This is a genomic window from Thermomonas beijingensis, assembly GCF_020034655.1.
GTDB classification, from domain to species: domain Bacteria; phylum Pseudomonadota; class Gammaproteobacteria; order Xanthomonadales; family Xanthomonadaceae; genus Thermomonas; species Thermomonas beijingensis.
The window spans coordinates 744,973-766,298 of the sequence record NZ_JAIQDJ010000001.1 but is presented as its reverse complement, the minus strand read 5'-3'; the positions used below and the strand labels follow the sequence as shown (position 1 = coordinate 766,298).

Sequence of the window (21,326 nt, the reverse complement as noted above, 5' to 3'; positions counted from 1 at the left end):
TACCTGTTCGCCCCCACGATTGACGCAGCACCCGGCAGCGCAAGTTCGCGCTGCCACCCCCGCGCAGCACCCACCTCAGGATGTTCCGAATGACCCGACCCATGTCCCGCCGCTTACTGACCCTTGCCCTGGCTTCGGCACTTTCCCTGCCAGTCTGGGCGCAGGCGGCGTTTACCCCGTTTACGGTCAGCGACATCCGCATCGACGGCCTGCAGCGCATCGGCGCCGGCACCGTATTTACCTATTTGCCGGTTGAGCGCGGCGACACCCTGGATCAGGGCAAGGCCGCCGAGGCCGTGCGCGCCTTGTACAAGACCGGGTTTTTTGAAGACATCAGCATTGACCATCAGGGCAGCATTCTGGTGATCAAGGTGATCGAGCGCCCGGCCATCAACAAGCTGACCTTGACCGGCAACAAGGATCTGAAAACCGAAGATCTGATCAAAGGTCTGAAAGAAATCGGCTTGGCCGAGGGTGAGACTTACAACCCGCTCAATCTGGACCGGGTTACCCAGGAATTGACCCGCCAGTACAACAATCGCGGCAAGTACAACGTGTCGATCTCACCCAGCGTCGAGCACCTGGATCGCAACCGCGTCAACCTGACCATCACTATCAAGGAAGGCAAGGCGGCCAAGATCCGCCACATCAACCTGATTGGCAACGATCGCTACCCTGAGGAAGACATCACCAAGGACTGGGAGTCGCATACCAGCAACTGGATGTCCTGGTACAAGAAAGATGACCAGTATTCGCGCGAGAAGTTATCTGGCGATATCGAAAAGCTCAACTCCTGGTATCTGGATCGCGGTTTCGTCGATTTCAGCCTGGATTCCACCCAAGTGGCAATCAGCGGCGACAAGAAAGACATGTTCATCACCGCCGGCATGACCGAGGGTGAGGCTTACAATTTTGCTGCTATCAGCGTCTCTGGCGACACCATCTTGCCGAAGCCGGAAATCGAAACCCTGGTCAGCTTTATCCGTCCGGGCAATGTGTTTTCGCGCGGGCTGCTGGAGTTGGCAACCAACTCGGTCACCGCGCGCCTGGCCAACATCGGCTACGCATTCGCCAAGGTCAATCCGGTCCCCACCATCGACCGCGACAAGCGCACCGTCGCGATTGATTTCCAGGTGCAACCCGGCCCGCGCGTAAACGTGCGCCGGATCGTGTTCAAGGGCAACTCCCGCACTGCCGACCCGGTCTTGCGTCGTGAAATGCGCCAGTTCGAAGGTAGCTGGTATTCGCAAGCCGCGATTGACCGCGGCAAGGTGCGCCTGGATCGCTTGGGCTATTTCGAAACCGTGGACGTGGATACCCAGCCAGTTCCCGGCAGTGATGACCAGGTGGACGTGACCTACACCGTCAAGGAAACCACTTCCGGCAGTATTTCGGCCGGTGTTGGCTATTCGCAATTGTCGGGCATTAACTTGTCGTTGCAGCTTTCGGAAAACAACTTCCTTGGTACCGGCAATCGGGTCTCCATGGCGCTGACCAAGAGCAACTACCAGAAGCGTTACGACTTCTCGTACATGAACCCATACTTCACCGATGACGGGCTGTCACTGGGCTACAACCTCTGGTGGCGCGAGTTCGACTACTCCAACTACAACGTCGCCCAATACTCCACCAATAGTGGCGCCTTCCAGGTGTTCATGGGCCTGCCATTGAGTGAAAGTGATTCGGTGCAAGTGATGTTCGGCATCGACTCCAACCAGATTTTGGCATTTGAAGGCAGCACCCCGCCGCCGATGGTGGACTACATCAAAGCGGTGGGTCAGAACACCTTCCACAGCTGGCGCACCCAGTTGAGCTGGGGCCGCGACACCCGCAACAACTACTTCACTCCTGTGGTGGGCAGCACCCAGAACCTCTCCGCCGAAATCGCCCTGCCCGGCTCCACGGTGGAGTATTTCAAGCTGCAATACGACGTCGCCAAATACTGGCCGTTGAGTCAAGCGCTGGTGCTCAAGACCGGACTTAACTTGGGTTACGGTGACTCTTACGGCAAGAATTACAGCCGCAACCTGTGCTTCACCGCCCCCTTGCCGCCGATTCCGCCCACGACCGACAACCCCAATCCAACCCAACCTCCCGCACCGCCACCGCCCAGCAACCCCTGCCTGACCACCTCCACCGATTACATCAAGACCGTCACTGCCACCGGCCTGCCGTTCTTCGAAAACTTCTACGCCGGCGGTATTGCGTCCAGCGGCAAGGTGCGCGGATTCACCGACAATACCCTGGGCCCCGCCTATGTCTCCGGCTTTGGTTACCGCCAGCCGCTGGGCGGCTCGGTGCTGGTGGCCGGGTCTGTGGAAGCCATTTTCCCGAAGTTATTCGATAGCCCCGCCGCGCGCGTGTCTGCGTTCCTGGATTTCGGCAACGTGTACAACGGCTACAAGAACTTCAGTGCGTCCGAGCTACGCGCTTCGGCCGGTATCGCCCTGCTGTGGCGCTCGCCGATGGGGCCGCTGTCGATCAGCTACGCACTGCCGTTGCGCAAGAAGGATGGCGACCAGATCGAGCGCTTGCAGTTCAACTTCGGTGGTCAGCTCTGACGGGCAATGGCATGAACGCGCCGGCATACACCGCATCAATGCTGGCTGCGCGCTTTGGGCTGGAGTTGCGTGGGGAAGATCACGCAATTACAGGTGTCGGCACCCTTGCCGACGCCGGCCCCGCGCAATTGGCCTTCCTCGCCAACCCGCGCTATCGCACGCAATTGGTGGACACCCGCGCCGGCGTGGTGGTGCTGCGCGAGGCCGATGTGCAGGGCCGTCAAGGCAGCGCACTGATCGCCCGCGATCCGTATGCGGCCTATGCAAAAATCGCTGCGCTGTTTGAACCCAAACCCACGTTTGCTGCAGGCGTTCACTCCACCGCATGCGTCGATCCAACTGCGCGTGTCGACCCTGCCGCCAGTATCGGTCCACACGTCAGTATTGGTGCGGGCAGCGTAGTGGCGGCGGGTGCGCGTATCGGCCCGGGCTGTGTGATTGGCGATGCCTGCGTCATTGGCGAAGACTGCGAGCTGGTGGCCCGCGTCACCTTGGTGACGCGGGTACGGCTGGGCAAGCGCGTGCTGTTGCATCCCGGCGTCGTGTTGGGTGCCGATGGCTTTGGCATTGCGATGGATGCCGGTCATTGGATCAAGGTGCCGCAGCTGGGCGGTGTGGCCATTGGCGATGATTGCGAAATCGGGGCCAATACCACCATCGACCGCGGCGCGCTGGACGACACGATTCTGGAAAACGATGTGCGTCTGGACAACCAGATCCAGATTGGCCACAACGTACACATCGGTGCACACACCGCGATGGCGGGTTGCGCGGCAGTGGCCGGCAGCGCCCGCATCGGCCGGCACTGCCTGATTGGTGGCGGTGCCGGCGTACTGGGCCATTTGGAGGTCTGCGACCGCGTGATCATCACTGCGATGTCGTTGGTGACACACAGCATCCGTGAGCCGGGCGAGTATTCTTCCGGCACACCCTTGATGGACAACCGCAGCTGGCGCAAAAGCGCGGCGCGCTTTAAACAACTTGATCGCATCGCCAGGCGCTTGCCCGGTGCTGAGAAGGATTCCGAATGACTGATTCACACGACACCGTCACCCTGCCTGTCACCAGTAGCGAAATCGAGCATCTGCTGCCGCATCGCTATCCGTTTTTGCTGGTGGACCGCGTGGTCGAATTCGAAAAAGACAAGCGCGTGCTGGCGTACAAGAATGTCAGCTACAACGAACCGTTTTTCACTGGCCACTTCCCCGGCAACCCGGTGATGCCGGGCGTGCTGGTGGTGGAAGCACTGGCGCAGGCTGGCGGTCTGCTCACCCAGCTCTCGCGCGACCCCGGCGCGGGTGAGGGGCAAGTGTTTTATCTGGTGAAAGTGGACAACGCCAAGTTCAGCCGGATGGTCGTGCCCGGTGATCGCCTGGAGTTGGATGTGGAGCTCAAGCGCCGCATTCGCAACATGGCGCAGTACGTGGGCGTGGCCCGGGTAGATGGGCAGCAAGTGGCCTGCGCCGAAATCCTGTGTGCAGCAGCGGCACGCGAATGAACTGCGCCGCGCCTGCGATCCACCCCACTGCGGTGATCGACCCGTCGGCGGTATTGGGGGCGGGCGTGCAAGTAGGTGCGTATGCGGTGATCGGGGCCGAAGTTGTCATCGGTGACAACACCCGCATCGGCCCGCATTGCACCATCGAAGGCCCCACCCGGATTGGCCGCGACAACGTCCTGCATGCGCACGCCGCCATCGGTGGCGAGCCACAAGACAAGAAATACCGTGGCGAGCGCGTGACGCTTGAGATTGGTGATGGCAATTCCATTCGCGAGTTTGTCACCATCAACCGTGGCACCGGCGACGGTGGCGGCAGCACCCGCGTGGGCAGCGGCAATTGGATTTTGGCGTACTGCCATATCGCGCACGATTGCAGCGTGGGCGATGGCTGCGTGTTTTCCAACAACGCCACACTGGCGGGGCACGTGACGGTGGGCAACCACGTCATCCTCAGCGGCTTCTCCGGCGTGCATCAATTCTGCCGCATCGGTGATTTTGCGTTTATCGGCATGGGGGCGTTCGTCAACGGCGATGTGCCGCCGTATTTGATGGTGGCGCAAGAAAAATATGCGCGCCCGCGCGGGATCAATGCCGAGGGCTTGAAGCGGCATGGCTTCGATGCCAGCCGCATCGCTGCAATCAAGCGCGCTTACCGTGCGTTGTTCATGGGCGATACCAAGCTGGAAGAAGCCAAGACCGAGCTGGGCGAAATCGCCCTGGGCAGCAGCGATGTGCGTGCTTTTCTCGATTTCATCGACGCCGGCGAGCGGCCGTTGTTGCGGTGAGATTGGTTGCTGTGAACATCGCGATTAGCGCTGGTGCGGGGTCTGCGGTGTGTCCCGACAAAGCGAGTATCGGGGAGCGACTCGGGATACACCGCAGACCCCGCAACAGTGCAGCTCTGGCACGAGGTGACTGATGACGCTTCGTATTGCGCTGTGTGCCGGCGAGACCTCCGGCGACCAACTCGGCGAGGGGCTGATCCACGCACTGCGTGCACGCTACCCGGATGCGCAATTTGCCGGGATTGGCGGCCCGTTGATGCGCGCCACGGGGATGCAAACGTGGTGGGATGCCGATGCATTGGCGGTGATGGGTCTGGCCGAAGTATTGGCACATCTGCCGCGCTTGCTGCGCCTGCGCAAACAATTTCGTAAGCGCGTGCTGGCGTGGCAGCCGGATGTCTTCATCGGCATCGACGCGCCCGACTTCAATCTCGGCATCGAGCGCTGGCTGAAGCAGCGCGGCGTGCGCACCGTGCACGATGTCAGCCCCTCGATTTGGGCGTGGCGACAGGGGCGCGCTGCGAAGATCGGCGAGAGCGCCGACCGCGTGCTGTGTCTGTTCCCGATGGAGCCGCCGATCTACGCGCAGCACGGCGTGGCTGCGCGCTTTATCGGCCACCCACTGGCCGATGCGATCCCGCTGCAACCCGACCGCGCTGCCGCACGCGCTGCGCTAGGCGAATCCAGCGATACGCCGATTCTGGCGCTGCTACCGGGCAGCCGGCTGGGTGAAATCCGTCGCATGCTGCCCGACTTCGTCGATGCCGCGCGCCGCCTTGCCGCAGGCATTCCCGGTCTCCGCGTGCTGGTGCCGGCGGCAAACGCACAGTGCCGTGCCGCCATCGACGCCATCCTCGGCGACGCGCCGGCGTTTCGCGTCATCGACGGCCAGGCGCAGCAGATCATGATCGCCAGCGATGTGGTGTTGCTGGCCTCGGGCACCGCTGCATTGGAAGCGATGCTGTGCAAGCGGCCGATGGTGATTGGCCATCGCATTTCCGCGCTGACGTATCGCATTGTCAAATTGTTCGGCTTATTGAAATCCGCACACGTCAGCTTGCCCAATGTCCTGGCAGGCAAGACGCTGGTGCCGGAGCTATTGCAAGACCAATGCACCGCAGACAATTTGCATCGCGCCTTGCTGCATTGGTTTACCGATGCTGACGCGGTGGCTGCCTTGCAGCCGCAGTTTCTGACCCTGCATGAAAGCTTGCGCTGCGATGCGTCGGCGCGCGCGGCGGAGGCGGTGGCCGAGGTGTTGCAACCATGATCCACATTGCCGGCGTGGATGAGGCCGGGCGTGGCCCGCTGGCAGGGCCGGTGACGGTAGCTGCGGTGATTCTGGATCCAACGCACCCGATTGCTGGCCTGAACGACTCCAAGCAACTGAGCGAACGCAAACGCGAGGCGCTGTATCCGCTGATCCTTGAACGCGCATTGGCATGGCGCATCGAGTTTGTCGAAGCCGACGAGATCGACCGCCTCAACATCCTGCAAGCCACCTTGACCGGTATGCAGCGTGCGTTGGAGGGCCTGGCGATTACACCGCAACACGCATTGATCGACGGCAACCGCATCCCCAACCACTTGCCCTGCCCTGCCACCGCGATCATTGGGGGCGATGCCAGCGAACCGGCGATTTCCGCAGCCTCGATCCTGGCCAAAGTCAGCCGCGACCGCCGCATGCTGGAATTGCATGCGCACTACCCGCACTACGGCTTCGACCGCCACAAGGGCTATCCCAGCGCTGCGCACCGCGCCGCCTTGCTGGCGCATGGCCCCTGCCCGGAACATCGGCGCAGCTATGCGCCGGTGCGTGCACTGTTGCAGACACGTGGCCCCGGTTGATGCCGTTGCCGATGTCAAGCCTTGCTCCATCTGCGTCACCGCCCTACCCTGCTACGTCATAACGCGATACCGCGATGCCCGCCCAATTCGTCCACCTGCACCTGCACACCGAATTCTCGCTTGTGGATTCCACCATCCGCGTGCCCGAGAAGCCGGACTATGCGCGCCCGGAAAAAGCCGGTGACCGCCCGAACCTGCTCAGCCGCGCAGTGGAACTGCAATTACCGGCACTGGCGATCACCGACCGCAACAACCTGTTTGCGCTGGTCAAGTTCTACAAAGCCGCCGAGAGTGTGGGCATCAAACCCATTGCTGGCGCCGATGTATTGATTGCCGACGGCGGCGATGCGCCATCGCTACTGACCTTGCTGTGCCGCGACCACAGCGGCTACCTGAGTTTGTCGCGCTTGCTGAGCCGTGCCTGGCTGGAAGGCCAGCGCGGCGATTGCGTGGCGATCAATCCGGAGTGGCTGCGCGATGACCACGCCGGCTTGTTCGCCATTGCCGGCCGGCAAAGTCTGGCCGGGCGCATGGCGGTGGCCAACCGGCATGACATCGCTGAAGCGCAATTGGCAGAATGGCGACGCGTGTTCGGCGCGGATCTGCATCTGGAGCTGACCCGCACCGGCCGCGACGGCGAAGATGCGTTCAACCAATTTGCACTGCATGCCTCCGGCACACTTGGTTTGCCGTTGATCGCCAGCAATGATGTGCGCTTTCTGGATGCCGCCGGGTTTGATGCGCATGAAGCACGCGTGTGCATCTCCACCGGCCGCGTGCTGGACGATGCGCGCCGCCCGCGTGATTACAGCGCGCAGCAATACCTGCGCTCCACCGATGAGATGGTGGCGCTGTTTGCCGATGTCCCCGACGCGCTGGACAACACCGTGGCGCTGGCGCAGCGCTGCAATATGCAACTCAAACTGGGCACTTACTTCCTGCCCGCCTATCCAGTGCCTGCGGATGAAACACTGGACAGTTGGATTCGCAGTGAATCACGACGCGGGCTTGCGGCGCGGCTTGAAAAAAATCCGATAGCACCCGGCAAGACCCGTGAGGACTACGAGGCGCGGTTGGAATTCGAGCTGGATACCATCATCAAGATGGGCTTCCCCGGCTACTTCCTGATCGTGGCCGACTTCATCCAGTGGGGCAAAAACCAAGGTATCCCGATTGGCCCCGGCCGCGGCTCCGGCGCCGGCTCGCTGGTGGCGTGGGCGCTGCAGATCACCGACCTCGACCCGTTGCCGTACAACCTGCTGTTCGAGCGCTTCCTCAACCCGGAACGCGTGTCGATGCCCGACTTCGACATCGACTTCTGCATGGACCGGCGCGACGAGGTCATCGACTACGTCGCGCGCAAATACGGCCGCGACCGCGTTTCGCAAATCATCACTTACGGCACGATGGCGGCCAAGGCCGTGCTGCGCGATACCGGCCGCGTGCTCGGGTACGGCTACGGCATGGTGGACGGCATCGCCAAGCTGATCCCCAACATCCTCGGCATCTCGCTGAAGGACGCGATGGGTCAGGGCAAGGGCGGGATGGATGGCGAGATGGCCTCACCCGAGCTGATCCAGCGCTATGAAAGTGAAGACGACGTCCGCGACCTCATCGACCTTGCCTTGCAGCTGGAAGATTTGACCCGTAATGCCGGCAAACATGCCGGTGGTGTGGTGATCGCGCCCAGCCCGCTGTCCGATTTCAGCCCGCTGTATGCCGAACACGACCACGGCCTGCTGGGCAAAAACCCCGTCACACAGTTCGACAAGGACGACGTGGAAGCGGTGGGCCTGGTGAAGTTCGACTTCCTGGGCCTGCGCACGCTGACCATCATTGATTGGGCGGTGAAGGCGATCAATATTCGCCGCGCCCAGGAAGGCCAAGCACCACTTGATATCAGCAGCATTCCGCTGGACGACGCCAGCGTGTTCCGCGACATCTTCGCCAACGGCAATACCGGCTCGGTGTTCCAGTTCGAATCGGCCGGCATGCGTCGCGCACTGAAAGACGCCAAACCCGACCGCTTCGAGGATCTGATCGCACTGAACGCGCTGTACCGCCCTGGCCCGATGGAGATGATCCCCTCGTTCGTGGCGCGCAAACACGGCACCGAGACCTTCGACTACCCCGACCCGCGCACCAAAGCCATGCTGCAAGAAACCTACGGCATCATGGTCTATCAGGAGCAGGTCATGCAGATGGCGCAGATCGTCGGCGGCTACTCGCTGGGCGGTGCCGACCTGCTGCGCCGCGCGATGGGCAAGAAAGTGCCGGCCGAAATGGCCAAGCACCGCGAGATCTTCCGCGAAGGTGCCGCCAAGGGCGCGGTCAGCGCGGCCAAGGCCGACGAAATTTTCGACTTGATGGAGAAGTTCGCCGGCTACGGTTTCAACAAATCGCACGCCGCCGCCTATTCGCTGGTGGCCTACCAGACCGCGTGGCTGAAGAAGCACTACCCGGCCGAATTCATGGCCGCCACGCTTTCCTCGGACATGGACAAGACCGATAAAGTAGTGGCCTTTCTGGAGGAAGCCCGCGGGCTGAAGCTGACCGTGTTGCCGCCAGACGTGAACACCTCCGGCTATATGTTCAAGGCCACCACACCCGACACGATTCGCTATGGTCTGGGCGCAGTCAAAGGTGTCGGACAAGGCGTATGCGAAGCCATTGAAGCCGCACGTGATAGCGGCGGCGCCTTCCGCGACTTGCTGGACTTCTGCCAACGCGTGTCCGCCGGGGGCATGAACAAGCGCACGCAGGAAGCCTTGATCCATGCTGGCGCACTGGATGCGTTGGCGAAGAACCGCGCCTCGCTGATGCTGCAATTGCCCGAGGCCATGCGGGCCACCGAACAGATGACCAAGAACCGCGATGCCGGCATGTTCGATATGTTCGGCTGTGGCGGCAGCAGTGACATCCGGATCGAACTGCCAGATACCGACGAGTGGCCGCTGGCGCAACTCCTGCAGGGCGAACACGACACGCTGGGGCATTACCTCAGCGGGCACCCGATGGATCCGTACCGCGAGGATGTGCAAAAACTCGTGGGCCATGACCTGTCGGCCTTGGCCAGCATCTGGGAAAGCGGCTCTCGCAACCATCGCCCGCAGGAAGGCCGCAGTTGGCGCCCGCTGGTGCAAACCGTGGTCGCAGGGCAAGTGCTGGGCATGCGCAAACGCGGCGATTCGCAGGCGTTCGTGCAACTGGATGACGGCCGCGGCCAGATTGAATGCGGCTTCTTCGGCGACACATGGCAGGAATTCGCGCCACTACTGACCCGCGACCGTCTGCTTGTGATCGAAGGCGGCCTGCGTGAGGACGAATTCAATGGTGGCTATTCGCTGCGTGCAGAACGCTGCTGGGACTTCACCCAGATCTGCAACCAGCAGGCGCAGCGTATCGCCATCCGCCTCGACCTGCGTCATCCCGATGCGCTGGCTTGTTTCGAAGACATCCTAAAATCACACGCCGGGACAACCCCGGTGCTGCTGGAGGTCATCACCGCCGCCGGCATCGGCCGCCTCACCTTGAATGGTGGGCGTGGCCTGCGCGTGGATGCCCAGCTGCCAAGCCTGCTGCGCAGCCTGCCGGGGATTGGCACGGTCAACGTGCAACTGGCAAGGCCGTGGGCCAACAGCTAGCCATACGATTCGGTATGGGCGGCGGTCTGGGCTAAACTTGCACGAATGAACCCGAACTATCTCGACTTCGAACAGCCCATCGCGGATCTGGAAACCAAAATCCAGGAGCTGCGACAAGCCAGCAATGGCCCGGCGCTGAACATCGACAAGGAAGTGCATGCGCTGCAGGAAAAACTGCGCAAGCGCACCGCGGCCATTTTCCGCGACCTCACCCCATGGCAGGTCTCGCAGCTCTCGCGCCACCCGCAGCGCCCGTACACGCTGGATTACCTGCGGGTGATCTGCGATGAATTCCAGGAGCTGGCCGGCGACCGCGCATTTGCCGATGACAATGCGATTGTGGGGGGGCTGGCCCGCATCGACGGCCGCCCGGTGATGGTGATCGGCCACGAAAAAGGCCGCGACACCAAGAGCAAGCTCAAGCGCAATTTCGGCATGCCCAAGCCCGAGGGCTACCGCAAGGCACTGCGCCTGATGCAGATAGCTGAGCGCTTTGGCCTGCCGATTCTGACCTTCATCGACACCATGGGCGCGTGGCCCGGCATCGATGCCGAAGAACGCGGCCAGTCCGAGGCCATCGCCCGCAATCTGCTGGAAATGGCCGAACTGCGCGTACCGATCATCTGCAGCGTGATTGGCGAAGGCGGCAGCGGCGGCGCGCTGGCCATCGGCGTGGGCGACTGCACCATCATGCTCGAGTACAGCACCTATTCGGTGATCACCCCGGAAGGCTGCGCCTCGATCCTGTGGCGCGACGCCGGCAAAGCCAAGGATGCCGCCGAGCAACTGGGCATGACCGCCAAGCGCTTGAAGAGTTTGGGCCTGATCGACAAAGTCATGCGCGAACCCGCCGGCGGCGCGCACCGCAACCCGGTGCAGATGGCCAAGCGCCTGAAAGCGGTGCTGCTGAATGAATTGGATCGCCTGGAAGCACTGCCCATTGAAGACCTGCTGCAACGCCGCTACCAGCGCCTGCGTGGCTATGGTGCCTACGAAGCGCACTAAGTCACCGGTAACCCGCCAATGAAGGACAACGCGGTGGGCTGACTCAGCGCACCGTCAACCGCCATGCACGGTGAATGCGGGCATTGCGGGCAAAGTCTTGTGGGATGGTAGCGGCGCTGATGTCCTCGATCCGTGCGAACTCGCCCAAGGCGGCTTCATCCAGCTTGAAGCGGCGGAAGTTGTTGGAAAAATACAACACGCCACCGGGCGCCAACCGCGCCACCGCGGCGCGCAACAGGCGCACGTGGTCGCGCTGCACATCGAAGTCGTCGGCGCGCTTGGAATTGGAGAACGTTGGCGGGTCACAGAAGATCACGTCGTAGTGGCCGCTATCGGCTTCCAACCATTTCAGCGCATCGGCCTGGGTGATGCGGTGCCGAGTGCCGCCCATGCCGTTTTCACGCAGGTTGTCGGCCAACCATTCCAGATAGGTTGCCGACAAATCCACGCTGGTGGTCTGTAGCGCACCTTGCACTGCCGCTTGTACCGTGGCCACGCCGGTGTAGCAAAACAGGTTGAGGAAATGCTTGCCGCGTGCTTCCTGCGCCATCCGCGCACGCAGCGGGCGATGATCCAGAAACAGGCCGGTATCCAGATAGTCGAACAGATTGACCTGCAGCTTCGCCGCGCCTTCTTCCACAATCAGAAATTCGCCACGGTGATCGAAGTGGCCATATTTCGAGCCGCCTTTGCCGGTGCTGCGGGTTTTCACCGCCACCCGCTCCTTGGGTAGTCCAAACACCTCGCGCACCGCCAACAGCAAATCAGTCAAGCGCTTGCGGGTGGTGGCCTCCGGGATTTCAGCCGGCGCGGCGTATTCCTGCACGTGCAGCCAGATGTCATCGTTGATGGTGGTGTACACATCGACCGCGCACGCATACTCCGGGATGTCGGCATCGTAGGCGCGATAGCAGCTCACTTGTGCTTGCTGCCGCCAACGTGCGAGTTTGTCCAGATTCTTGCGCAGCCGATTGGCCACCATCTGCGCACCTTCCGGTAACGCACGCGGCGCGCTGTTTTCGCGCTGCACTGGCGCGATCAGATCCACCGCGATCAAGCTGCATTCGATCGGGCCATTGAACAATTGATAACTCTTCTTCGCCCGCAGGCCGGTGGCACGCGCCAGTTCGGCATCCCCGCACAGCAACGCTGCACGCCACTGCGGTGTGGCGCGCTTGAGGGCATCACCCAGCGCGCGATACAGGGCGGGATCGGCCGCCAGTCGTGCGTCATACGGCGGATTGCACACCACTACGCCCAGCGGGTTTTGCTGCACGGGCAAATCCGCAACATCGCGCACCGCAAAGGTGATGGCATCATCCACACCCGCGTACTGCGCGTTTTCACGGGCGGCGCGGATGGCATGCGGGTCAAGATCACTGCCGGAAAAACACGGGCGCAACGTGGCCAAGCCGCGTGCCTCACGCGCCAGCGCATCCACCCGCAAGCCAGTCCAGGCATCCACATCGAAGCCCGGCCAGCGCGTGGGTGGGCGGGCGTCGTGCCGACGCAAGCCTGGTGCCACGTCGGCCGCCAGCAACGCACCCTCAATCAACAACGTGCCGCTGCCGCACATCGGATCCAGCAGGTCGCCACCTTCGGCATATGCCTGCGGCCATTTGCCGCGCAGCAGTACCGCCGCCGCCACCGTTTCTTTCAGCGGCGCTTCCCCTTGCACCTTGCGCCAACCGCGCCGGTGCATCGGCCCACCCGACAAATCAATCGACAGCAGCGCACGGCCCTTGCGCAGCACCAGGCTGATACGCACATCGGGGGCGTCCACATCCACATCCGGACGCTGCCCGGTCTTGCCGCGCAAGCTATCGACGATGGCATCCTTGACCCGCTGCGCGGCATAGCGCGCATGGGTAATGGCCTCGCCGGAGACGTGCGCATCAATGGCGATGCTGTGTCCCGGCCCGATGTGCTGCGTCCAATCCAGCGCACCGGCACCGGCGTACAACGCGTGCTCGTCGGCGCACTCGAACTCGGCAATCGGCCACAAGATGCGGCTGGCCAGGCGCGACCATAGTACCGCCCGCTGCGCATCCAACAGGCTGCCTTCCACATTGGCTCCCGCCATGGTGGCGGTAGCACGCGCACAGCCCAGTGCCAGCAATTCATCGGCCAGCAGATATTCTAGGCCTTTACCGCAGGATGCAAAAAATTTCATGCGTTACAGCGCCCCCAACAATGCCGCAAACGCCTCGGCGCTGACCTGCACATGATCACTCAAGCGATGGCCGTCATTCACCAGCAGCAGGCGCGCACTGCGCGGCGCAGCCCAGTCCACGACTTGTTGCGCCGGGATCAATTCATCGTGCCAGCCATGCAGGATGGACGTGGGCACATGGGCTGCCGGCATCGGCGGCGCGCCTTGCATCACCACCGGTGGCGCCATGAAAAACAACCCGGCCACCGGCATTTGCTGTGCCACATGGGCGCTGATGTAAGCCCCCAGGCTTGACCCCGCCAAGACCAGCGGGCCGCGTTGTGCTGCCGCCTGTGCCAACGCCAGCAGGCGTGCGATACGGGCGGGCACATCGCCCAACGGCGTCACCTCGCGCTTGCTGTCAAGGTCGGTGTAATCCGGGCGCTCATGGCTCCAGCCGAGGCGCTGCGCGGCTTCGGCCAGTGCGGTCACCTTGGTGGCATCGGGGCCGCTTTCGAAGCCGTGCGAGAGTATGCAGTGTCCTTTCATGGGTGAATGCTAGCATCGGCACATGTATTCCTTCGCCATCCACCCGCTGCCACTGCCGTATGTGCTGTCTTTGGATGCACGCCCGCTGGACGCCATCGACAGTGTGGTCATCCACTGCACCGAGCTGCCGGATATGGCGACCGCACGCGAGTACGGCGAGCGCGTGCTGTACCCCTCCGGTACCGGCAACAGTGGGCATTACTACATCGACCACGATGGCCGGATCGAAGAATATGTGCCGCCCTCGCGCGTGGCGCACCACACCCATGGCTGGAATGCGCGCAGTATCGGGATCGAACTGGCCAACCGCGGGCGCTTTCCGGATTGGCTGGACTCCCGCCACCAGGCGATGGACGCGCCTTATCCCGATGTGCAGATCGAAGCCCTGATTGCGCTGCTGCAATGGCTGGGCGGGCAAGTTCCCACGCTCATCCAGATCGCAGGGCACGAGGATCTGGACCAGGCCGAAGTGCCTGCCAGCGATGACCCGTCGATCATGGTGCGCCGCAAGCTTGACCCGGGGCCGCAGTTTCCCTGGCCTGCGGTGCTGGCGGCGGTAGCACTGCGGCGCGCTCGCTGCTGAACACCACCCCCACCCAATCGGCCCCCTGAAAGGAAGGGCCATGCAGCAACTCCGTATAATCAGCGGGATGAATGCGCCCGTCTCTGAACTGATTGAGCTGCTCTCGCTGGAGCAGCTGGAAGACAACCTGTTTCGCGGCCAAAGCCGTGATATCGGCACCAAGTACGTGTTTGGTGGGCAAGTGCTGGGACAGGCACTCTCGGCGGCGCAGGCGACCTTGGACCAACCGCGCAACGCGCATTCACTGCATGCGTATTTTCTGCGCGCCGGCAATATCGAAGCGCCGATCGTGTATGAGGTGGATCGTACCCGTGACGGCGGCAGCTTTTCCGTGCGCCGGGTGACCGCCATCCAGCATGGCAAGGTGATTTTTTTCTGTGCCGCCTCATTCCAGGATGAGGAAATCGGTGGCGAACATCAATTATCCATGCCTGAAGTGCCCCTGCCCGAGGATCTGGAGCCTGCACCGCCACTGTCGGCAGAAGCGCTGGCGCGCCTGCCCACCAAGGTGCAACGCTGGCTGGATCGGCAAGGCCCGTTCGAGTTTCGCCATGTCTACCCGCGCGATGAGCTGAACCCACCCAAGCGCCCGCCGTATCAACAGGTGTGGTTCCGTTTGGTGGAAAAAGTGGGCGATGCTCCCGAGTTGCATCGTGCACTGCTGGCCTACGCCAGCGATTTCCATTTACTCGGTACTGCCACCTTTCCACATGGCATCAGCTATTACCAACCAAACGTGTTGATGGCATCGCTGGATCATGCCCTGTGGTTCCACCGCCCGTTCCGTGCCGACGAGTGGCTGCTGTATTCCATCGACAGCCCCAGCGCACAAAGTGGGCGCGGCTTGGCGCGGGGACAGGTATACGACCGCAGTGGCCGCTTGGTAGCCAGCACCGCGCAGGAAGGGCTGATCCGTGTATTGGCCAACGGTCAAACTGCGTGAGAAAGGTATTTTCCAGCCAGCGCCTTGAAAACGTGGAAGAGGTCGCCAACCTGCTGCGTGCCGAAGGCATTGCGGTCAAGATCGAAAATGGCCGCAGTTGGAAAGGCCATCGCCGTGGCAACTTCAGCTACGACCAGCGCAAAGCCTCGGTTGTGGTGCCCGCAGTCTGGATCGTGAATGCCGAAGACCAGCCCCGCGGCCGGCAACTGCTGCGTGACATGGGCCTGCTTGAGAGTACCCGCGAAGAGTTACCCAGTTTTCTGCCCAGCGCGCGTCACGCTGCCACCACCTCTGGTTTCTGGAGTGGCAAGCGTGTACGTCAAGGCTTGCTGGTGTTGCTGATCGCCGGGATTGGCCTGATCACCTACACCGTGCGCAAACAAGCGCCAGCACCCAGCGTTGCCCCCCCGCCAACGGCGCGGAGCATGGCAAAGACTCCGCCGCCCCCGATTCCGGAAACGATTACCGAATTGGCCGTGCACCGCGTCGATGTGCCCACCGCACTGGCGCATTTATTGCTGGATGAAGCCGTGCGCAACCGCAAACCCCGGCACGCCTGCCTGGAAGTGGATGGCAAGGATCCTTCGCCAGTACTGCTGCAAGCCTTGTCCGACATTCGCGGTAGCCAGCTCTACCCGGCATCCATCTGCCCGGCCACCGGTGGTTTTGTGATCGCCGTGCACGACTACATGACCGATGGCAGCGGCAGTGGCACGGTGCAACTGGATCTGGACGTGGAAGATTCGCAATTGGTCGATGTCGAGCGCAACGGCACGGCCTGGCGCGTCGTGCGCAGGCACTGACGCAACAAAATCACACGGCCCGCACTGGGCGGGCCGTGGTGATGCACGTGGACTATTTCTTTACCGGCGCTACCGGAGCAGCAGGCGGTGCAGGTGGCGGCATATGCCCACGGCCCCCATGGCCCATCCCGCAGACCTCGCCCATTTTAGTGAACTCATCGCGGCTCAACTGGCCATCGTGATTGGTGTCGGCTTTGTCGAAACATGCGGCACGCCGGGCCTGCATATCTTCGGGGTCTTTGTAGCCACTATGCATGCGATCACCTGAAGCGGCGCGACTCTTACGCCATGCGGCCAGCTCATCCTGGCTCAGTTTGCCGTCCTTGTTGGTGTCGATCTGATCAAAACTGGCGGCAAGGCGCGGGAACTTCGCCGCCTCGTCCTTGCTGATCGCACCATCGCCATTGGCATCCATGCGCGACATCATCTTGTTGTGGCCTGACTGAGGCTCCGCTTGCCCAGCCGCTTGGGCCAGCGCACAGGCGGAAGCCAATCCAACAGAAACCGCCAACGTCAATAACAGCAACTTCTTCATCGCATCATCTCCTCCCGGCACCGTCCGGGCTTGTCATCGAAAACGCATCACCTCACCCACGGTTGACCGCCAACCCTGCGCACACATGAACGACGGCGCTATGCTGGCAACATGCGCAATGACGCCGACAACCTGCGCCTATTCCACAGCGCCCCGCACCCTTGCGGCTATTGGCCAGAGCGGGAAGCACGCGATTTGGTGCTCGACCCGTGCGATCCGCGTCTGTCTGGCTACTATCCCATGGCGCTGGAATGGGGCTTTCGGCGCAGCGGCGACATCGTGTATCGGCCCAGCTGCGGCAGTTGCCGTGCCTGTGTGCCGGTGCGCATTCCAGTCGCCACGTTTTGCCCGGATCGCAGCCAGCGCCGCTGTTTGGCACGCAATGTCGATGTGGATGCGCACATTGTCGCGCCGTCCAGTCATGCCGAATATCTGGATCTGTACCAGCGCTATCTGGGTGCACGCCATCGCGGTGGCGGCATGGACGACCACGGCGCGCACGAGTTCGAACAATTCCTGATCGGCAGCTGGAATGACGGGCGCTTTTTGGAGCTTCGCCAGCGCAACACCCATCGCTTGCTGGCGGTGGCGGTCAGCGATGTGCTGCCGGATGCGGTATCGGCGGTCTATACCTTCTTCGATCCGGATGAAGCTGCACGCGGTTTGGGGACGCTGGGTGTGCTCAAACAACTCGAATGGGCGCAGCGTGACGCCCGCGCACATCTGTATCTGGGCTATTGGATCGCCGGCCATCCGAAGATGGCCTACAAACGCCGCTTCCAGCCGCTGGAAGCCTTCGATGGGCGCGGCTGGGGACCCTTGCCCGCCTGACGCTGCCCACTTAACCCTGCACGGATATTGCCGCCGTGTTGGCGCTGGCCGTTGGCGGCAACCCAGGCTCAACGGATGGTGTTGGCTTGCGGTTGTAGAACCCGAAATCCGGGCCGCCCGATTCACTATGCGCAGACACAATCATCCGCACCATATTTCCGGGCACCATCAGTTCAAGTTCAATCACGCGCCCGTCCGGGCTACGGCCTTCCAGCATCATCTCGATAAACGCACCGCCGGTATCCACTTCCTTGCACGGCACAAACGGGCCGGCCGGGCCGGTTTGCAAATACGGCTTGACCGCATCGCCCAACGCCTCCAACGCTTGTGGAAACAAGAACACGGCATAGCCAGACGATTCGCTCATGGTGGACTCCTCACTCAGATTCAAGACTCGGATTCAAGGTGGATGACAAGCGCGGCGGCGGCATCGCGGGCGGTGGCGCGGGCCGCGTCAATGTTGTCGCCGCGCGCCAAAGTCACCGCAACCCGCCGATGCCCGGCCACACGCGGCTTGCCGAACAAACGTACTTGTGTGTCGGGCTGCATCAAGGCAGCGTCCACATGATCAAACACCGGTACGCCCTGCCCATGCGCCAACACCGCGCACGAGGCCGATGGCCCCAACTGGCGAATGTGCGGAATCGGCAGGCCCAAAATCGCGCGCGCATGCAGCGCAAATTCGGACAGGTCTTGCGAGGCCAGCGTCACCAGCCCGGTGTCATGCGGGCGCGGACTGACTTCGCTGAACCACACCGCATCGCCTTTGATGAAAAACTCCATGCCGAACACACCCCAGCCGCCCAGATTGTCGGCCACCGCGCGGGCGATGTCTTGTGCACGTTGCAGCGCCAGCGCCGACATCGGCTGTGGTTGCCAGCTTTCGCGGTAATCGCCGTCTTCCTGCAAATGGCCAATCGGTGCGCAAAAACAGGTCCCGCCAGCATGGCGCACGGTCAGTAGGGTGACTTCGTAATCGAAATCGACAAAGCCCTCCACGATCACGCGCCCCGCGCCAGTACGCCCACCCGTTTGCGCATAATCCCATGCGGCGTCGATGTCGGCCTGTGTGCGCAGCAACGATTGCCCATGCCCCGAAGACGACATCACCGGCTTGACCACGCAGGGCAAGCCAATGGCGGCTACCGCTGCGCGGTAATCGTCTGGCGTGTCCACAAACCGGTACGACGACGTCGGCAGCCCCAGCGTCTCCGCAGCGAGACGACGAATGCCCTCGCGGTCCATCGTCAACTGCGCAGCGCGCGCGGTGGGGATGACCCGCAGCGCACCCTGCGCCTCCAATGCAATCAGCACGTGGGTGTTGATCGCCTCGATTTCGGGCACCACGATATGCGGCTGCTCCAGCGCGATCAGCGCGCGCACGGCGTCACCATCCAACATATCCAACACATGGCTGCGATGCGCCACCTGCATCGCCGGCGCATTGGCGTAGCGATCGGCGGCAATCACTTCCACCCCGAAACGCTGCAACTCGATCGCCACTTCCTTGCCCAACTCGCCCGAGCCCAGCAACAGTACACGGGTAGCCTGTGGCGACAGGGGGGTACCAATTCGGGTCATCGGCAAAACTCAATCACTGGAATCGCGATTCTAAAGGCAGCAGACTCAGCCAGCGCGCTGGGCTATGCGATCCTTGCACCCATGCCTCGTTTTTTTGCCATCCGCCGTGCGCTGCCACTGACGTGCCTGGCCACGCTGCTGGTTTGCATCGCCGCCTGTTCGGCCCCTTCGCTGCCGTTTGCGCGGCTGGCTGGATTGATCACCCACCGCGAGCTGGACGAAATCAGTGGCTTAGCGGCCTCGCATGTGCACGAGGATGTGCTGTGGGTGCACAACGACAGTGGCAACCCGGCGCGGCTGTATGCCATCAGCACCCGTGGCCGGCTGCTGGCACGCTTTGATGTGGTGGGCGCCAAGAACATCGACTGGGAAGACATCGCCAGTTTCAATTTGAACGGCAAGCACTACCTGCTGCTGGCCGATATCGGCGACAACGGCGGACAGCGGCGTGACTTTGCGTTGCACGTAATTGAAGAACCCGCGCAACTGACCAGCGGCGTTGTGCGGCCAGCATGGAGCATCCGCGCGCATTGGCCGGATGGCCCGCGCGATTGCGAAGCGGTCGCCGTGGATGCCGCCACCGGGCAAGTGCTGTTGATATCGAAAAAGCGCTTCCCTCCGGAATTGTTTTCACTGCCGCTGAGCAACCCGCATGGGCAGGTGCAAGAGGCGCGCCGCATTGGCCGGCTGGAAGGTGTGCCGCAAGTCAGCGCGGCGATGCGGGACAAGGATCCCGCGCTGGCCGCGCTGTTTTCGCAAGTGACTGCCGCCGACATGTCGCCCGACCGCAAAACGCTGGCGGTGCTGACCTATGGCAGCGTGCTGTTTTACCGTCGCCAGGAGGGCGAGACCTGGGCCGATGCCGTCTCCCACCCGCCCGAAACCCATGATGTGCCCTGGATCCCGCAAGCCGAAGCACTGGGCTGGAGCGCCGGTGGGGCCGGCCTGTATGCCAGCGGGGAATCACGCCCGGCACCCCTGTATTACCTCGTTCCGCAGCAATAGCTGCCGCATCCGATCAGGCAGGCAGCCTACCGTTCGTCGGACGACGCTTGCATTGATTGATATCATTTTGATATCAATATGCCGAAGCCCAGACGGGCGTATGCGAGCCTTGCCATGAAAGAAAACCCGCTGTCCTCCCTCCCCGGCATTCCCTTTTTGCTGGCGATGCTGCTGCTCGCCGCTGCCGGCATCTGGTTGCTGATCACCGGCATCGGCCCCGATGCCAATGCCGCAGGCCCAGCCTCCATCGGTAGCGTTTTCAGCGGCATCGGCATGGCTGTATTGGCCGGGTTCAGCCTGACCGGCCTGTACATGGTGCAGCCCAACCAAGCCGCCGTGCTCAGCTTGTTCGGCAAATACGTGGGCACCGTCAAACACGACGGCCTGCGTTGGAACAACCCGTTTTATGCGAAGAAAAAAATCTCGCTGCGGGTGCGCAACTTCGAGTCAGGCAAGCTCAAGGTCAACGAGCTCGACGGCAGCCCGATTGAAATTGCCGCCGTGATTGTCTGGCAAGTGCAAGACAGTGCCGAGGCGGTTTACAACGTGGATGACTACGAAAGTTTCGTGCACATCCAGTCGGAATCCGCACTGCGCACGATGGCCACCAGCTACCCGTATGATCAGCATGAAGACGGCCAGATTGCGCTGCGCAGTCATGCCACGGAAGTCTCACAACATTTACGTGATGAACTCGCAGAGCGCCTGGCCGATGCCGGTGTACAAGTGATCGACGCACGCATCAGCCACTTGGCTTACGCACCAGAAATCGCCCAAGCGATGCTGCAGCGCCAACAAGCCAACGCGATCATTGCCGCGCGCACGCGGATCGTCGCCGGTGCGGTGGGGATGGTGGAAATGGCGCTGGCCGAGCTGCAAAAAAACGGCGTGGTGCAACTGGACGAAGAACGCAAAGCGGCCATGGTCAGCAACTTACTGGTGGTCTTGTGCGGCGAGCGCAGCACCCAACCGATCGTCAATACCGGCTCGCTGTACTGAG

General features: G+C 62.3%; 19 protein-coding genes. 14 read left to right on the top strand and 5 right to left on the bottom strand.

Annotation, left to right across the window (positions count from 1 at the left end):
• The first annotated feature begins 89 nt into the window (after positions 1–89).
• The 8 genes from bamA to K7B09_RS03525 all read left to right on the top strand — a co-directional run bounded on the left by bamA (position 90) and on the right by K7B09_RS03525 (position 11,344).
• Positions 90–2,561, top strand: coding sequence for an outer membrane protein assembly factor BamA (gene bamA, locus K7B09_RS03560; RefSeq protein WP_223626830.1), 2,472 nt, complete (start codon positions 90–92; stop codon positions 2,559–2,561).
• An 11-nt stretch (positions 2,562–2,572) separates the two neighbouring features.
• Positions 2,573–3,592 (top strand): UDP-3-O-(3-hydroxymyristoyl)glucosamine N-acyltransferase, encoded by a 1,020-nt coding sequence (lpxD, locus tag K7B09_RS03555; protein ID WP_223626828.1) that lies wholly within the window; start codon positions 2,573–2,575, stop codon positions 3,590–3,592.
• Complete coding sequence (gene fabZ / locus K7B09_RS03550) at positions 3,589–4,059, top strand: 3-hydroxyacyl-ACP dehydratase FabZ (protein WP_223626826.1); 471 nt, start codon at positions 3,589–3,591, stop codon at positions 4,057–4,059. The genes lpxD and fabZ overlap by 4 nt, the downstream gene beginning before the upstream one ends.
• A complete protein-coding gene (gene lpxA / locus K7B09_RS03545; RefSeq protein WP_223626824.1) occupies positions 4,056–4,847 on the top strand; it encodes an acyl-ACP--UDP-N-acetylglucosamine O-acyltransferase in 792 nt (263 codons plus the stop codon). The genes fabZ and lpxA overlap by 4 nt, the downstream gene beginning before the upstream one ends.
• Before the next feature lie 133 nt (positions 4,848–4,980).
• The gene (lpxB, locus tag K7B09_RS03540) at positions 4,981–6,117 is read left to right on the top strand and encodes a lipid-A-disaccharide synthase (RefSeq protein ID WP_223626822.1); all 1,137 of its coding nucleotides are present in this window, start codon (positions 4,981–4,983) and stop codon (positions 6,115–6,117) included.
• On the top strand, positions 6,114–6,695 hold the full coding sequence (rnhB, locus tag K7B09_RS03535) for a ribonuclease HII (protein WP_223626820.1): 582 nt from the start codon (positions 6,114–6,116) through the stop codon (positions 6,693–6,695). Before lpxB ends, rnhB begins: the two co-directional genes overlap by 4 nt.
• 74 nt (positions 6,696–6,769) lie before the next feature.
• Positions 6,770–10,339, top strand: a complete 3,570-nt coding sequence (gene dnaE / locus K7B09_RS03530) for a DNA polymerase III subunit alpha (protein ID WP_223626818.1) — start codon at positions 6,770–6,772, stop codon at positions 10,337–10,339.
• 45 nt (positions 10,340–10,384) lie between these two features.
• On the top strand, positions 10,385–11,344 hold the full coding sequence (locus tag K7B09_RS03525) for an acetyl-CoA carboxylase carboxyltransferase subunit alpha (protein WP_223626816.1): 960 nt from the start codon (positions 10,385–10,387) through the stop codon (positions 11,342–11,344).
• A 43-nt stretch (positions 11,345–11,387) separates the two neighbouring features.
• On the opposite strand, the gene rlmKL is transcribed toward K7B09_RS03525, so the two are convergent.
• Together rlmKL and K7B09_RS03515 are read right to left on the bottom strand one after the other, a co-directional pair.
• Positions 11,388–13,517, bottom strand: a complete 2,130-nt coding sequence (gene rlmKL, locus K7B09_RS03520) for a bifunctional 23S rRNA (guanine(2069)-N(7))-methyltransferase RlmK/23S rRNA (guanine(2445)-N(2))-methyltransferase RlmL (protein WP_223626814.1) — start codon at positions 13,515–13,517, stop codon at positions 11,388–11,390.
• A 3-nt stretch (positions 13,518–13,520) separates the two neighbouring features.
• Positions 13,521–14,045 carry an alpha/beta family hydrolase gene (locus K7B09_RS03515; protein ID WP_223626812.1) on the bottom strand — a complete coding sequence of 175 codons (525 nt, stop codon included), beginning with the start codon at positions 14,043–14,045 and terminating at the stop codon, positions 13,521–13,523.
• Between the two features lie 22 nt (positions 14,046–14,067).
• Between K7B09_RS03515 and K7B09_RS03510 the strand changes: the two genes are divergently transcribed.
• The 3 genes from K7B09_RS03510 to K7B09_RS03500 are packed head-to-tail and all read left to right on the top strand — an operon-like array spanning position 14,068 to position 16,374.
• Complete coding sequence (locus K7B09_RS03510) at positions 14,068–14,628, top strand: N-acetylmuramoyl-L-alanine amidase (RefSeq protein ID WP_223626810.1); 561 nt, start codon at positions 14,068–14,070, stop codon at positions 14,626–14,628.
• 40 nt (positions 14,629–14,668) lie between these two features.
• Entirely contained in the window at positions 14,669–15,571 is a 903-nt protein-coding gene (gene tesB, locus K7B09_RS03505) for an acyl-CoA thioesterase II (RefSeq protein WP_223626808.1), read from the top strand.
• Positions 15,568–16,374, top strand: coding sequence for a hypothetical protein (locus tag K7B09_RS03500; protein WP_223626806.1), 807 nt, complete (start codon positions 15,568–15,570; stop codon positions 16,372–16,374). The genes tesB and K7B09_RS03500 overlap by 4 nt, the downstream gene beginning before the upstream one ends.
• A gap of 52 nt (positions 16,375–16,426) precedes the next feature.
• Here K7B09_RS03500 and K7B09_RS03495 read toward each other — a convergent pair whose 3' ends face one another.
• The gene (locus K7B09_RS03495; RefSeq protein ID WP_223626804.1) at positions 16,427–16,909 is read right to left on the bottom strand and encodes an EF-hand domain-containing protein; all 483 of its coding nucleotides are present in this window, start codon (positions 16,907–16,909) and stop codon (positions 16,427–16,429) included.
• 111 nt (positions 16,910–17,020) lie between these two features.
• On the opposite strand from K7B09_RS03495, the gene K7B09_RS03490 reads away from it, so the two are divergent.
• Positions 17,021–17,740, top strand: coding sequence for an arginyltransferase (locus K7B09_RS03490; RefSeq protein ID WP_223626802.1), 720 nt, complete (start codon positions 17,021–17,023; stop codon positions 17,738–17,740).
• 10 nt (positions 17,741–17,750) lie between these two features.
• On the opposite strand, the gene K7B09_RS03485 is transcribed toward K7B09_RS03490, so the two are convergent.
• Positions 17,751–18,107: a hypothetical protein gene (locus K7B09_RS03485; protein ID WP_223626800.1), complete on the bottom strand. Its 357-nt coding sequence runs from the start codon at positions 18,105–18,107 to the stop codon at positions 17,751–17,753.
• A gap of 20 nt (positions 18,108–18,127) precedes the next feature.
• Positions 18,128–19,321, bottom strand: a complete 1,194-nt coding sequence (gene purT / locus K7B09_RS03480) for a formate-dependent phosphoribosylglycinamide formyltransferase (RefSeq protein ID WP_223626798.1) — start codon at positions 19,319–19,321, stop codon at positions 18,128–18,130.
• Positions 19,322–19,402: 81 nt separating this feature from the next.
• Here purT and K7B09_RS03475 point away from each other — a divergent pair, with 81 nt between their 5' ends.
• Both K7B09_RS03475 and K7B09_RS03470 read left to right on the top strand, forming a co-directional pair.
• Positions 19,403–20,326 carry an SdiA-regulated/phytase-like domain-containing protein gene (locus K7B09_RS03475; protein WP_223626796.1) on the top strand — a complete coding sequence of 308 codons (924 nt, stop codon included), beginning with the start codon at positions 19,403–19,405 and terminating at the stop codon, positions 20,324–20,326.
• A 114-nt stretch (positions 20,327–20,440) separates the two neighbouring features.
• On the top strand, positions 20,441–21,325 hold the full coding sequence (locus tag K7B09_RS03470; protein ID WP_223626794.1) for an SPFH domain-containing protein: 885 nt from the start codon (positions 20,441–20,443) through the stop codon (positions 21,323–21,325).
• The last annotated feature ends 1 nt before the right edge of the window (position 21,326 follow it).